The sequence below is a fragment of the Yersinia entomophaga genome (assembly GCF_001656035.1).
GTDB lineage: Bacteria > Pseudomonadota > Gammaproteobacteria > Enterobacterales > Enterobacteriaceae > Yersinia > Yersinia entomophaga.
The window spans coordinates 3,180,452-3,194,823 of the sequence record NZ_CP010029.1; the positions used below are offsets into that span (position 1 = coordinate 3,180,452).

Here is a 14,372-nt window from a genome sequence, read left to right on the forward strand (position 1 = left end):
TATCCGCGATTCGGGGCCAGAATATTTCGGCCCCGAATTTTACCTATCCCCGCTTAATTTTCCTTTGATTCAGGCGACGGCGGTTGGCCTATATGGCTTTTCGCAGCCTGAATGACATTCTCTATTTCATCGAGTAATTCCAGCCATTCTGGCAATAAATCCTGATTGTCAGCCTTCTGCCGTAGCTGTTGCTCAATATAGGAACACAGCCGTTTTAGTCTCGGGACGCCGCTGCACGCGCAGCTACCGTGCAATTTATGAATCAGATTCACGATATCCTCGTCGTCTGCGCCTTCCACAATGGCGTTGACCCGCTGTGTGACCTGTGGGAGAAACGCTAATAGCATGACCAACAGCTCCTGCGCCAAATCTTCTTTATTGGCGGCCTGACGAATAGCTAGCGGCCAGTTAATCGAATCTTCCCAGCCTGCAGGCCGCGGGGTCATTACCGTAGCAGACTTCTGAACGGTCGTTTGTTCATGCTGGTAAAAACGCGCCAGCGCCTGCGTCAGCCGGGTTTCATCAATAGGTTTAGCCAGATAATCAGCCATACCAAGCTTGAGAAACTGCTCCTGTTGGCCACTAATGGCGTGGGCGGTAACGGCAATTATTGGCGTATTAACATGATTAGGTAATTGATGAATTAACTCACTGGCGCGAATACCGTCCACTTCCGGCATCTGAATATCCATCAAAATCACGTCCAGAGCATGTTCGCGGGCGACGGCAATGGCTTTTTCAGCGCTTTCACACAGAATGGTTTCTTCAACCTGTTCTTCCAGCAGTGTGCCTATCAGTTTTAGATTCGCAGGATTGTCATCCACCGCCATTACACGCAGCGGCAGGCGCGGCTTTTTCGGTTCGTTTTCGTTTGGCGCGGGCAATGCTCGCGGATCTTCTTTCAACAACAGTGGCATCAGGCGATTGCTGGAAATCGGTTTCACCAGACAGGCTTTGGCACCTAACTGTTTTAACTGCTCTGCATCAACCTGAGACTGGCTTGGCAACGCCAGAATCACATGATCGGCAATTTTTAGCGCCGCTAACAGCTTATCCTGATGACCTGCCATATTCGTGCGGAAAGGAATCGGAACGCCGACTAGCAGGAAATCGTAGTATTTATCCGGGAGTTGGGCCAGCGTCGGGCTGTGAGTCACCCGCAGAGGCGTAATGCTCAACATATCCAACGTGGCCTGAGCTGCCGCCGGATTCCGTTCGATATAGGCTAAATGCTTGCCGGCGAGCTGTTCCATGGTTGGCTGGCGATAGACCATGCCTTCGTTGAGATCTAAAGTGATATGGAAACGGAAAGTTGAGCCACGATTTAACTCGCTACGGAAGCTAATATCGCCGTCCATTTCTTTGACCAGACGCTCGGTTATTACCAAGCCAAGCCCGGTACCACCGTGGCGGCGGGAAATGCTGGCATCGGCCTGGCGGAAAGCTTGAAACAGCTGAGACTGCTGCTGTTCGGAAATACCGATGCCGGTGTCCTGAATCTCCACCGCCAGCTTAATTTGTCGGGCGGTTTGCGATAGCAGACTTACGTGGATATCTACGTTACCATTTTCGGTAAACTTGATGGCATTGCCCAGCAGGTTGGTCATGACCTGCTGCAAGCGCATAGAGTCGCCTACCACCTGTTCTGGCACATCATTATTGACGTGCAGCGTCAGTTCCAGCCCTTTCTCATGTGCGGTGTGAGCCAGCAAAATAACGACTTCATCCAAGGTTTCACGCAGCGGGAATGGAATATGCTCCAACACCAGCTTTTCGGCCTCTAGCTTGGAGAAATCCAGTACGTCATTGATGATACACAGCAGATTATTGGCCGAGCGCTGGATGGTTTGCAGGTAATCTGTTTGAGTTGGCGTCAGGGAGGTTTTCAGCGTCTGGCGGGTGAATCCGATTACGCCATTAAGCGGCGTGCGTAATTCGTGGGACATATTGGCCAGAAACTCGGATTTAATTCGCGCCGCTTCCTGCGCCCGTTTCTTCGCCAGACCCAGTTCCACGTTCTGGATTTCCATCTGTTCCAGCGTTTCCCGCAGATCTGAAGTGGCCTGATCGATATTCTGCTGCATTTCCTCGTGGTAGGCCGCCAGCGACATCGCCATCGAGTTAATGCCGTTTTTCAGGATATTCAATTCTCCCAGCATGTGTCCTTCTACCCGACTATCCAACTGGCCGCGCCGAATCCGGTCTACGGTATTCACCATATTACGGATAGGGCCGGTCACATCGCGCATCAGACGATAGGCAAACAAAATGGCAATACACAGGCAGAACAACAGCAATAAAGTAGAGATAAACACTTCTTTATATTGCTGAAGTCGTACGGATTGTAAATCTAGATCGATGGCAATATAACCCAACGGACGGTTGCTAATATTGGCTTCTGGTGGCCGGTCACTGGAGATATTATATTCCGAGACAATGGGCATTCTTAAGATTAACGAATCCCCTCGGTAGGTCAGCATCAAAGAACTGGGGATCGGAATATTATTCGTCAACCTTAATTGTGACGAGTTGTAATTATAGTTAGAAGTGACAAAAAGATTATTATCTGCGTCAAAAACGGTAATTGAACGCACAATATTTGAATGGCGGCGATGTAACAGATTAATTAACTGTCTGACGGTATCTCGATTACGGAACGTCATTCCATATTCACTGGCAACCGCCAGCGGTTCGATAATACTGGTTCCTGCGTTAACTACTTGGTTTTGCAGTTCATTATATCGATGCACCATAAAAGATGTACTGAGTAATAGCCCAAGCAGAAGCGTGGGAGCTAAGATTAGTATCATCATGCGCGCGCGAAGACTGTATTTGGTCATGGTATTCCAATGTGGGAGAATTAGCAGCTTACGAAAACCAACGCATACTCATCAATAATTATGGCGCAATTCTACTCTCCAAACCGCCGTGTTACGACCCGGCAAATGATAACCGTGACTGCTGACGACCTGGATCCTTTAGGGCAGGGCGTTGCACATTATCAAGGTAAGGCCATTTTTGTCCCCGGTATGCTACCCGGAGAGCAGGCCGAGATACAGTTAACTGAAGAAAAACGTCAGTTTTCCCGCGGAAAGCTTCAGCGTTTACTGAAGCCCTGCGCCGAGAGAGTCGCCCCCCTTTGCCCACATTTTGGGACCTGCGGCGGCTGCCAGCAGCAACATGCCGATACCCACTTACAGCAGAACAGCAAGGCGGCTCACCTGCAACGCCTAATTGCGCGAGAAACAGGCGTAACCGTAGAGCCAGAGTCTGTCATCTGCGGGACTGAATACGGTTATCGACGGCGAGCGCGTTTAGGGTTGTACTACCAACCTAAACAGCAGCGTTTGGTCATGGGTTTTCGCAAGGTCGCTTCCCACGATTTGGTGGCGATAAAAACCTGCCCGGTACTGCGACCAGAGCTCGAGCGCCTGTTAGCGCCGCTTTATCGCTGTTTGTCAGAATTGCGTGCCGTTAAACGCCTGGGACACGTAGAATTGGTGCTGGCCGATAATGGGCCGTTGCTGACGCTACGTCATCTTGATAGCTTGAGTACCGCCGATCGCGCCGCGTTACTGGCTTTTTCTCAGCGTGAGCAGGTCGCGATTTATCTGGCTCCCGACAGCGATCATATTGAGCGTTTAAGCGGCGAGGAGCCTTACTATCAGATAGAAGGTCTACGCTTAGCGTTTAATCCGCGCGATTTTATTCAGGTCAATGCCACGGTAAATGAGAAAATGGTGGCGCAGGCGCTGGAATGGTTGGATGTGCAACCGAATGAGCGCGTTTTGGATTTATTCTGCGGTATGGGTAATTTTACTTTGCCGTTAGCGCGTCATGCCCTACAAGTTGTGGGTATAGAAGGAGTTGCGACACTGGTGGCTAATGGGCAATATAATGCGCAGATTAATGGTTTAGCTAATGTTTCGTTCTTTCATGAGAATTTAGAGGACGAGATCGATAAACAGCCTTGGGCGAGCCAAGGTTTTGATAAAATATTGCTGGACCCGGCGCGGGCAGGTGCGGCCGGGGTCATGTTACATATAGTGAAGCTGGCGCCGAAACGGGTGGTATACGTGTCTTGTAATCCCACCACCTTGGCACGAGATAGCCACGTGCTGATCGACGCCGGTTACCGTCTTGCACGTGTGCGAATGTTAGATATGTTTCCGCACACGGGGCATCTTGAGTCAATGGCGCTGTTTATACAGCAGGAGCCACTGGCCGCTGAGTAGGGAGAAGTTATGGTTGCGGTAAGAAGTGCACATTTGAATCCAGCGGGCGAGTTTGCTCTCGACGATTGGATCGCCAGCTTGGGTCTTCCCAACCCGCAGTCATGTGAGCGATTAGCCGAAACCTGGCGTTATTGTGAACAACATACACAAGGTCATCCCGATGCCTCGCTACTGCTGTGGCGCGGCCTTGAAATGGTTGAAATCCTTTCCACCCTGAGTATGGATAACGACAGTATGCGCGCGGCGCTGCTGTTCCCATTGGTTGATGCCAATGTGGTTAACGAAGAAACCCTGACCGAACAGTTTGGCAAAGGCATTACCTATCTGGTGCACGGCGTGCGGGATATGGATGCCATTCGCCAGCTAAAGGCCACCACTAATGATTCGATGAGTTCAGAGCAGGTGGATAATGTCCGCCGTATGTTACTGGCAATGGTGGAAGATTTCCGCTGTGTGGTCATTAAACTGGCGGAACGTATCGCTCATCTACGGGAAGTTAAAGACGCACCGGAAGATGAACGCGTGCTGGCGGCCAAGGAATGTTCCAATATCTATGCGCCTTTGGCTAACCGCTTGGGTATTGGCCAGATTAAATGGGAGCTGGAAGATTTCTGTTTCCGTTATCTGCATCCTGATGAATACAAACAGATCGCCAAGTTGCTTCACGAGCGCCGCATCGATCGCGAACAGTTTATCGACGATTTTGTCGCTTCTTTACGTCAGGCCATGGCCGATGAAGGAATCAAAGCGGATATTTATGGCCGCCCTAAACATATCTACAGTATCTGGCGCAAAATGCAGAAGAAGTCGCTGGCGTTCGATGAGCTGTTTGACGTTCGCGCGGTGCGGGTGGTGGTTGAGCGTTTGCAGGATTGCTATGCCGCATTAGGTATTGTGCATACTCATTTCCGTCATTTGCCAGATGAATTCGACGACTACGTAGCCAACCCTAAGCCTAATGGTTATCAGTCGATCCACACCGTGGTGCTTGGCCCGCGTGGAAAAACGCTGGAGATTCAGATTCGAACCCGCCAGATGCATGAAGATGCGGAACTGGGTGTCGCCGCTCACTGGAAATACAAAGAAGGGGCGGTTGCGGCAGGGCGCTCAGGCTACGAAGGGCGTATTGCCTGGCTGCGCAAACTGATCGCGTGGCAGGAAGAAATGGCCGATTCTGGCGAGATGTTGGATGAAGTTCGTAGCCAAGTGTTCGACGATCGGGTGTATGTGTTTACGCCAAAAGGCGATGTAATTGATTTGCCAGCCGGCTCTACGCCGCTGGATTTTGCCTATCATATCCACAGCGACGTGGGTCACCGTTGTATCGGAGCCAAGATCGGCGGGCGCATTGTGCCCTTTACCTATCAGCTGCAAATGGGCGATCAGATCGAAATTATCACCCAGAAGCAGCCGAATCCAAGCCGTGACTGGTTGAACCCGAACCTCGGTTATGTCACCACCAGCCGCGGTCGTTCCAAAATTCATAACTGGTTCCGGAAACAGGATCGCGATAAAAATATCCTGGCTGGCCGTCAGATGCTGGACGACGAACTGGAACATATGGATATCAGCCTGAAAGAGGCCGAAAAGCTGCTGGTTCCACGCTATAACATGAATTCGCTGGATGAAGTGTTAGCGGCCATTGGTGGCGGTGATATTCGTCTCAATCAGATGGTGAACTTCCTGCAAGGGAAGCTTAACAAACCTACGGCGGAAGAAGCCGATCTGGAGGCGTTACGCCATCTGACCAACAAAACCCAGCAGCCGTCCCGCAATAGCAGTAAAGACAGCGGTCGCATCGTGGTGGAAGGCGTCGGTAATCTGATGCATCACATCGCACGTTGCTGTCAGCCGATTCCGGGTGATGAAATCGTTGGTTTTATTACTCAAGGACGGGGGATTTCCATTCACCGCGCCGATTGTGAACAACTGCTGGATCTGCAATCTCACGCGCCGGAACGCATTGTTGATGCGGTGTGGGGAGAAAGCTATTCCAGCGGGTATTCGCTGGTGGTTCGGGTCACAGCCAACGATCGCAGCGGCTTATTACGGGACATCACCACGATTTTGGCTAACGAAAAAGTCAACGTATTGGGCGTCGCCAGCCGTAGTGATACCAAAAAGATGCTGGCTACCATCGATATGGATATTGAAATCTATAACTTACAGGTATTAGGTCGGGTGTTAGCTAAGCTCAATCAGTTGCCGGATGTGATCGATGCCCGCCGCTTGCACGGCAATTAAATTAACGAGGATATCCGCGAGTGGGCGATCTGGGCTAGGCTTTGCCCTTTTAGCTCTGACCAGTGTTCGACTTTTGAGCCGAGCGCTGGTTAACATCAATTCTACTGCGCACATTACATCTTGATTATCATAAATAAAAGTGAAAAAACCGCTATGACGCCTACTGAAACCGCCGCTGATTCCACCGCTTCGGCCTTACAACGTCTGTTGGATATCATGCGCGCGTTGCGTGACCCGGAAAACGGCTGCCCGTGGGACCGTAAGCAGACTTTCGATACCATCGCGCCTTACACGCTGGAAGAAACCTACGAGGTGCTTGACGCGATTCAGCGGCAGGATTATCCCGACCTGCGTGATGAACTGGGCGATTTGCTGTTCCAGGTGGTTTTTTATGCCCAAATGGGGCAAGAACAGGGGTTATTTGCCTTCGATGATATTTGCAACGCCATCAGCGACAAACTGGTGCGCCGCCATCCTCACGTTTTCCCTGTTTCGGGTCAATCGGCCGAGGTGATGGATAGCGCAGAAATTATTGCCGGTTGGGAGCAACGCAAAGCCGGGGAACGGGCTGATAAGGCGCTGTACTCGGCGTTGGATGATATTCCAGACGCTTTACCGGCGTTGATGAAGGCGCATAAAATCCAGAAACGCTGTGCCGCCGTTGGTTTTGATTGGGATACGCTTGGCCCGGTGCTGGACAAAGTATACGAAGAAATCGACGAAGTGATGTTTGAAGCGAAACAGGCGGTGGTGGACGAGGAGAAACTGGGAGAGGAAATCGGCGATTTGCTATTTGCGACGGTGAATCTGTCCCGCCATTTGGGCCATAAAGCCGAAAATGCTTTGCAGGCGGCAAACCGTAAATTCGAGCGACGCTTTCGTCAGGTAGAACAGATAGTTACCGCCTCTGGCCGCAAGATGGAAGATGCCTCTTTAGCCGAAATGGAAGCCGCATGGCAGCAGGTTAAAAAGCAAGAAACTGAAATCTAACGTGTTTTAATTCATTTGATGGATGGTTGTTGAATTTCAATTACGTTAATATATTGAATTATAACGGATAGGAAGACGGTGTTCAGCGCGCTTTTCATGAGTAAAACTCTGCGAGGCGTTGAGATCATTTGTAGCGAAACCAAGGTTCGAGTATACTACTTTCCCGTCTTGGTTCTTCCATCGTCTTTAAACCTAAACTCTCAGGTTCAGCATGACAACTAATTATATTTTTGTGACCGGCGGGGTCGTATCCTCTCTGGGTAAAGGCATTGCCGCAGCCTCCTTGGCGGCTATTCTTGAAGCCCGTGGCCTCAACGTTACCATCATGAAACTGGACCCGTATATCAACGTGGATCCGGGCACCATGAGCCCGACACAACACGGGGAAGTTTTCGTCACCGAAGATGGTGCTGAAACCGATCTGGATTTAGGGCACTACGAGCGCTTCATTCGCACCAAAATGACCCGCCGCAATAACTTCACCACTGGCCGCATTTACTCAGAAGTGCTGCGTAAAGAGCGTCGTGGCGATTATCTGGGTGCAACTATCCAGGTTATTCCTCATATTACCAACGCTATCAAAGAACGTATCATCGAAGGCGGCGAAGGCCACGACGTGGTATTGGTCGAAATTGGTGGCACCGTAGGTGATATTGAATCTCTGCCGTTCTTGGAAGCGATTCGTCAGATGGCGGTAGATGTTGGCCGCGAGCATACTTTGTATATGCACCTGACGCTGGTTCCTTACCTGGCTGCGGCTGGCGAAGTGAAAACTAAGCCAACACAACATTCGGTTAAAGAGCTGCTTTCCATCGGTATTCAGCCTGATGTGCTGATTTGTCGTTCCGATCGCGCAGTTCCTGCTAACGAACGGGCGAAAATCGCTCTGTTCTGTAACGTGCCAGAAAAAGCTGTTATCTCTCTTAAAGACGTTGATTCCATTTATAAAATCCCAGGCCTCTTGAAATCACAGGGCCTTGACGATTATATTTGTAAACGATTCAGCTTAACTTGTCCTGAAGCAAATCTTGCCGAGTGGGAACAGGTAATATATGAAGAGTCCAATCCGGGTGGCGAAGTGACCATCGGGATGATCGGCAAATACGTTGAGCTGCCGGATGCCTACAAATCCGTGATCGAAGCCTTGAAACACGGCGGGTTGAAAAACCGTCTGACCGTTAACATCAAGCTGATCGATTCACAGGACGTAGAAACCCGCGGCGAAGAAATGCTGAAAGGGCTGGATGCTATTCTAATCCCAGGTGGCTTCGGCTATCGCGGTGTAGAAGGCAAGGTGACTGCGGCGCGTTATGCCCGTGAACACAATATTCCTTACCTGGGCATTTGCCTGGGTATGCAAGTTGCACTGATGGAGTTTGCCCGTAATGTCGCGGGTATGCAGAACGCCAACTCCACGGAATTTGTGCCAGACTGTAAGTACCCGGTGGTTGCATTGATCACCGAATGGCGTGATGAAGACGGCAACGTTGAAGTACGTACGGAAGAAAGCGATTTGGGCGGTACCATGCGTGTGGGTGGGCAGCAATGCAACCTTACCGATGGTAGCCTGGTACGTCAGATGTATGGCGAACCCACCATCGTTGAACGCCATCGTCATCGCTATGAAGTAAACAACATGTTGTTGAAGCAGATTGAAGCTGCCGGTCTACGCGTAGCCGGGCGCTCTGCTGATAACAAGCTGGTGGAAATCATCGAGTTGCCTAACCATCCTTGGTTTGTCGCTTGTCAGTTCCATCCAGAATTTACTTCGACGCCACGTGATGGTCACCCGTTGTTCGCCGGCTTTGTGAAAGCGGCTGGTGAGTATCAGAAGCGCCAGGTGAAATAAAATATTTGGTAGGTGGGGCGGCTTGAATGTCGCCCCATCTGTCTGGAGTTTTAGTTTAACTTGTACTGAGGAAAATCTAATGTCCAAAATCGTTAAAGTCATCGGTCGCGAAATCATCGACTCCCGTGGTAACCCAACTGTAGAAGCTGAAGTCCATCTGGAAGGCGGTTTCGTTGGTTTGGCTGCTGCACCATCAGGTGCTTCTACCGGTTCCCGTGAAGCACTGGAACTGCGTGACGGTGACAAGTCCCGTTTCCTGGGCAAAGGCGTTCTGAAAGCTGTTGCCGCTGTTAATGGCCCGATTGCTCAGGCTGTTATCGGTAAAGATGCCAAAGACCAGGCTAACATCGATAAAATCATGATCGATCTGGACGGTACCGAAAACAAATCGAAATTCGGTGCAAACGCAATTCTGGCTGTTTCTCTGGCTGCTGCCAAAGCGGCTGCTGCGTCTAAAGGCATGCCTTTGTACGAGCACATCGCTGAACTGAACGGCACCCCAGGCCAATTCTCTATGCCACTGCCTATGATGAATATCATCAACGGCGGCGAGCACGCAGACAACAACGTTGATATTCAAGAGTTTATGATTCAGCCTGTTGGCGCTAAAACTCTGAAAGAAGCGGTTCGTATCGGTTCTGAAGTGTTCCACAACCTGGCTAAAGTTCTGAAAGCTAAAGGTCTGAACACTGCTGTTGGTGACGAAGGTGGCTACGCGCCAAACCTGGAATCCAACGCTGCTGCACTGGCTGCAATCAAAGAAGCCGTAGAACAAGCGGGTTACGTGCTGGGTAAAGACATTACTCTGGCTATGGACTGTGCAGCTTCTGAGTTCTACAACAAAGAAACCGGTATGTATGAGCTGAAAGGCGAAGGCAAAACCTTCACTTCTCAAGAGTTCACTCATTACCTGGAAGGTCTGGCTAAACAATATCCAATCGTTTCTATCGAAGACGGTCTGGACGAGTCTGACTGGGATGGTTTCAAATACCAGACCGAAGTGCTGGGCGACAAACTGCAACTGGTTGGTGATGACCTGTTCGTAACCAACACCAAGATCCTGAAAGAAGGTATCGAAAAAGGTGTTGCTAACTCTATCCTGATCAAATTCAACCAGATCGGTTCTCTGACCGAAACTCTGGCTGCAATCAAGATGGCGAAAGACGCAGGCTACACCGCGGTGATCTCTCACCGTTCTGGTGAAACCGAAGATGCAACCATCGCAGATCTGGCTGTTGGTACCGCTGCCGGTCAAATCAAAACGGGTTCTATGAGCCGTTCTGACCGCGTTGCTAAATACAACCAACTGATCCGTATCGAAGAAGCGCTGGGCGACCGCGCAGTATTCAACGGTCTGAAAGAAGTTAAAGGTCAGTAATTTCTGCCCTGATACTTACCAGAAAAAACCCGCTTCGGCGGGTTTTTTTATATCTAAAGTTAATGAAATAGAAACTATTATTTTTTATTTATATGGTTATACAGGGAATAAATGAGATCTATCGGTGATTAATTGAATTGAAACCTGTTATTCAATTCAAAATTAACATTTCAACAAGTCATATCAATTTATATCTTAATTAAGGTTGTTTTTTTATATAAAAACAAAATAAGCTGGTTCATAATCTGCTTTGAATACTACACTGAAGTATAAATATAGTAATAATATTATTACTATTTGGTTTGACTAGCCGGATCGCTAAATATTTAACTGCTGATTACGCTTTTTCTAAAAGCCATTATTACCTGTTTGAGGTTCTGTATCCATGAAATATAGAGTTGTTATCGTCGGTGGTGGTACCGGGGAGACAATCCTTGCGATTTTGTTGGCAGGTAAACTGCAAAGGGATATTGTTTCAAAGAAAGTCGAACTTATCTTACTGTCTGATTCTCTCATGCATTATTATAAACCTGCGTTTATGTATGTAGCATTTAATTTATTTCTTAAACAGGAATTAGAGAGACCACAAAAAATCCTATTGAGACCAGAAATAGTATTTATTATAGATAGGTCCGAAGGGTTTGATTTAAATAAATTATCTTTACCCGCAAAGGTGAAAAATACGGTTATGATTTTTTAGTTTTTGCGTCCGGCTGCGTACCTCGACTTGAATGAATAGAGGGGTTGGTAGAAAGTGGCGATCATTTTTATCCGTATGAAGCGTCCGGCCTGTTAGCTAAAAAGCTAGCCAAAATAGAAAAGGGCGAATTTTTATCATCGTCTCTTTCCCAGAGACATCTAACGTTCACCACCCGTGCGGAGTTGCTCCACTAGAAATGACGTTAATGCCAGATGACTATTTACGACAGCGGGGAGCGGGTAGTGCGATAGAAATTATTTATACCTATCCGAGGGTAGCGCAGCTATTGCGTAACTGTCTCTTTTTACAGCGTCCTAGCGGAGATATTTTACCTAACGTCTTTGCTGCCAGAGATATTAAATATCAGAGAGGCTTCACACTGAGCAAAGTCGATCCGAATAAAAAATTGCCTATTCCGCAGAAGGCGAGGCTCAACCCTTCGATATTTTGATGGCGACTCCACCTATTAGCGCTGTTGATGCGGTGCGAAATTCGGGGCTGAGTGAATGGGATAACAAAGGAGGCGGGTTGCCAACCGACCCACAAACGCTCCAGGTTTATGGGCAGCAGGGCGTTTATGTTATCGGTGATACCGTTTCTCCCTATCCGTAAAGCGGGTGGTGCCTGCCATAACCAGGCTCCTATAGTTGCAGATAATAGTTGCAGATAATATTTTTTCCGAAATGATATTGGGTTATCCCGCGCGTGACTACGATAGGAAAGTACAGGCTATCGCCCAAATGGGGCTGAATGCCGGAATGCCGCTTTGTTATGGCTATCGGAATGATCTCTTGCCCAGGCTACCGACAAAGGTAGGCGTTTGCTACGCAGCGGCTTTAACCGCGGTCTTTATTGGGCAATGGTGCGTGGCTTAATATAAATATTAGGAGAAATACTCGCGCCAAAGCGCGAAACCTTGAGATATATGCTCTGTGAAGGCAAAGTTATCAATGATAAATTCGGGCTCTCATGAGGGTGGGTTTTTATAATGATGAGCTGATATAGCGATGAATTCTATAATAAAGGATTTTACAACAAAGAGTTTTTATAACAAAAAGTCGTTGGGTTCTAGCATATTGATTCCGTTTATCTCTCATGGTGATATTTTCTATGAACTCTTGCCTGCCAGTAAATGGCGTTGCTTAAGAGTTTGGCTAATCAGAATCAATAAGTATTTAATCACTATCAATCAATATTAAGGAAAAGAAAGATATGAAGCTAAGCACCTTCTTGTTACCCCTTATATTTTGCTCTGGCGCAGCTTTGGCAGCGGATTTGACCGTGACTATGAATGAATCATTACCGCAGGGAAATGGCCGGGCGCTTGGCAAGATAGTCGTAACGGAAACGCCCTATGGACTGCTATTTAGCCCTCAGTTAGCTGGATTGACACCGGGCATTCATGGTTTCCACCTGCATGAAAATGCCAGTTGCGCGTCCGCAGAAAAGGACGGAAAAATGGTACCCGCGTTAGCGGCGGGCGGGCATTTCGATCCGAAAAAAACTTCAGCGCATCTGGGGCCTTATAGTGATAAAGGACATTTGGGGGATTTGCCTGGATTGGTCGTTAACGCCGATGGTTCAGCCAACTATCAAGTCTTGGCTCCACGCCTAAAATCCTTATCGGAACTTAAACATCACGCCCTAATGATTCATGCCGGCGGCGATAACTATGCCGATCATCCTATGCCGTTGGGCGGTGGCGGAGCGAGAATGGCCTGCGGTGTGATTGAGTAACCCCCTGATACAAAGAAAGCTGGCCGCCAGCAGGCGGTCGGTTTGGTGACAGCGTCAGAATCTGCGATAATCCCCCATTACCCGCTTTCATATAGAGATACTGATGCTGTACCCGATTAATGAGATGTTCCAGACTTTGCAAGGTGAGGGCTTTTTCACCGGCGTACCGGCGATATTTGTCCGTTTACAAGGCTGCCCGGTAGGGTGCAGCTGGTGTGACACCAAACATACCTGGGAGAAAAACGTCGATCGGGAAGTCGATGTGCAGCGTATTTTGGTGAAAACCGAGGAAAGCGACGCTTGGGGCAACGCCAGCGAACAACAGTTATTAACCCTTCTTCGCCAACAAGGCTATACGGCGCGCCACGTGGTAATTACCGGCGGTGAACCTTGTATTTACGATTTATTGCCGCTAACCACTCTGCTAGAGCAGGAAGGCTTTAGCTGTCAGATCGAAACCAGTGGCACTTATGAAGTCCAATGCTCGGAAAAAACCTGGGTTACCGTTTCACCTAAAGTGAATATGCGCGGCGGGTTAAAAGTATTAGAACAGGCTTTAACTCGGGCAGATGAAGTGAAGCACCCGGTTGGGCGAATGAGAGATATTGAAGCGTTGGAGGCATTATTGGCCACGTTGCACGATAATAAACAACGAATTATCGCGCTACAGCCGATCAGTCAGAAAGAAGAGGCCACGCGACTTTGTATTGAAACCTGTATCGCCCGCAATTGGCGATTATCTATGCAGACCCACAAATATTTAAATATTGCCTGATAGTGAGAGGCGCAGGGCTGAGGGATGCTCTCCAGCCCTGACCTAGCCAGATTAACCGCGGTAGACGCAGCCTGCGGAGCAGGTTTCTTTTACCATGACTGCGCTCAGCTCCGGTAATTGCGGTTTCAACTGCTGCCAAATCCAAGCCGCTAAAACTTCACTGGTTGGGTTCTCCAAACCGGGGATATCGTTTAGATAATGATGATCCAAACGCTCCCAAATAGGCTGAAAAGCTGCTTTCAGCTCGGCGAAATCCATAACCCAACCGCTATGAGCATCAACTTCCCCGGTCACTTCCAGGCGAACCATAAATGAATGGCCGTGCAAACGACCACATTTGTGGCCTTCTGCCACGTTAGGTAACCGGTGTGCGGCTTCAAACTGAAAATCTTTAAATAATGTGGTGCTCATCATCCTGGCCTTATTGACTCAAAAACCGCCGCATAGTACCGGAAACTGGGCGC

Annotated in this window: 9 protein-coding genes and 1 pseudogene; 8 read left to right on the forward strand and 2 right to left on the reverse strand. The window is 48.9% G+C overall.

Annotated features, from left to right (window positions below; translation table 11 throughout):
• Window positions 1-53 precede the first annotated feature (53 nt).
• Entirely contained in the window at window positions 54-2,840 is a 2,787-nt protein-coding gene (barA, locus tag PL78_RS14355) for a two-component sensor histidine kinase BarA (protein ID WP_064516516.1), read from the reverse strand.
• A 60-nt stretch (window positions 2,841-2,900) separates the two neighbouring features.
• Between barA and rlmD the strand changes: the two genes are divergently transcribed.
• The 8 genes and pseudogenes from rlmD to queE all read left to right on the forward strand — a co-directional run bounded on the left by rlmD (window position 2,901) and on the right by queE (window position 13,908).
• On the forward strand, window positions 2,901-4,235 hold the full coding sequence (gene rlmD / locus PL78_RS14360) for a 23S rRNA (uracil(1939)-C(5))-methyltransferase RlmD (protein WP_064516518.1): 1,335 nt from the start codon (window positions 2,901-2,903) through the stop codon (window positions 4,233-4,235).
• 9 nt (window positions 4,236-4,244) lie between these two features.
• Window positions 4,245-6,479, forward strand: a complete 2,235-nt coding sequence (relA, locus tag PL78_RS14365) for a GTP diphosphokinase (RefSeq protein ID WP_049601266.1) — start codon at window positions 4,245-4,247, stop codon at window positions 6,477-6,479.
• Between the two features lie 153 nt (window positions 6,480-6,632).
• Complete coding sequence (gene mazG / locus PL78_RS14370; RefSeq protein ID WP_064516520.1) at window positions 6,633-7,469, forward strand: nucleoside triphosphate pyrophosphohydrolase; 837 nt, start codon at window positions 6,633-6,635, stop codon at window positions 7,467-7,469.
• Window positions 7,470-7,680: 211 nt separating this feature from the next.
• A complete protein-coding gene (gene pyrG / locus PL78_RS14375) occupies window positions 7,681-9,318 on the forward strand; it encodes a glutamine hydrolyzing CTP synthase (protein WP_064516522.1) in 1,638 nt (545 codons plus the stop codon).
• 79 nt (window positions 9,319-9,397) lie between these two features.
• Complete coding sequence (eno, locus tag PL78_RS14380) at window positions 9,398-10,696, forward strand: phosphopyruvate hydratase (RefSeq protein ID WP_064516524.1); 1,299 nt, start codon at window positions 9,398-9,400, stop codon at window positions 10,694-10,696.
• A 385-nt stretch (window positions 10,697-11,081) separates the two neighbouring features.
• Window positions 11,082-12,276 (forward strand): annotated as a pseudogene (locus PL78_RS14385) (NAD(P)/FAD-dependent oxidoreductase).
• A gap of 332 nt (window positions 12,277-12,608) precedes the next feature.
• Entirely contained in the window at window positions 12,609-13,133 is a 525-nt protein-coding gene (sodC, locus tag PL78_RS14390; protein ID WP_064516526.1) for a superoxide dismutase family protein, read from the forward strand.
• A 103-nt stretch (window positions 13,134-13,236) separates the two neighbouring features.
• Window positions 13,237-13,908 carry a 7-carboxy-7-deazaguanine synthase QueE gene (gene queE, locus PL78_RS14395; RefSeq protein ID WP_064516528.1) on the forward strand — a complete coding sequence of 224 codons (672 nt, stop codon included), beginning with the start codon at window positions 13,237-13,239 and terminating at the stop codon, window positions 13,906-13,908.
• A 51-nt stretch (window positions 13,909-13,959) separates the two neighbouring features.
• On the opposite strand, the gene queD is transcribed toward queE, so the two are convergent.
• Window positions 13,960-14,319, reverse strand: a complete 360-nt coding sequence (gene queD, locus PL78_RS14400) for a 6-carboxytetrahydropterin synthase QueD (protein WP_049601247.1) — start codon at window positions 14,317-14,319, stop codon at window positions 13,960-13,962.
• Between the last annotated feature and the right edge of the window lie 53 nt (window positions 14,320-14,372).

Excerpts from the sequence above, each read along its gene's own strand:
- barA (WP_064516516.1), bottom strand. The coding sequence starts at position 2,840 with ATGACCAAATACAGTCTTCGCGCGCGCATGATGATACTAATCTTAGCT.
- rlmD (WP_064516518.1), top strand. The coding sequence starts at position 2,901 with ATGGCGCAATTCTACTCTCCAAACCGCCGTGTTACGACCCGGCAAATG.
- relA (WP_049601266.1), top strand. The coding sequence starts at position 4,245 with ATGGTTGCGGTAAGAAGTGCACATTTGAATCCAGCGGGCGAGTTTGCT.
- mazG (WP_064516520.1), top strand. The coding sequence starts at position 6,633 with ATGACGCCTACTGAAACCGCCGCTGATTCCACCGCTTCGGCCTTACAA.
- pyrG (WP_064516522.1), top strand. The coding sequence starts at position 7,681 with ATGACAACTAATTATATTTTTGTGACCGGCGGGGTCGTATCCTCTCTG.
- eno (WP_064516524.1), top strand. The coding sequence starts at position 9,398 with ATGTCCAAAATCGTTAAAGTCATCGGTCGCGAAATCATCGACTCCCGT.
- sodC (WP_064516526.1), top strand. The coding sequence starts at position 12,609 with ATGAAGCTAAGCACCTTCTTGTTACCCCTTATATTTTGCTCTGGCGCA.
- queE (WP_064516528.1), top strand. The coding sequence starts at position 13,237 with ATGCTGTACCCGATTAATGAGATGTTCCAGACTTTGCAAGGTGAGGGC.
- queD (WP_049601247.1), bottom strand. The coding sequence starts at position 14,319 with ATGAGCACCACATTATTTAAAGATTTTCAGTTTGAAGCCGCACACCGG.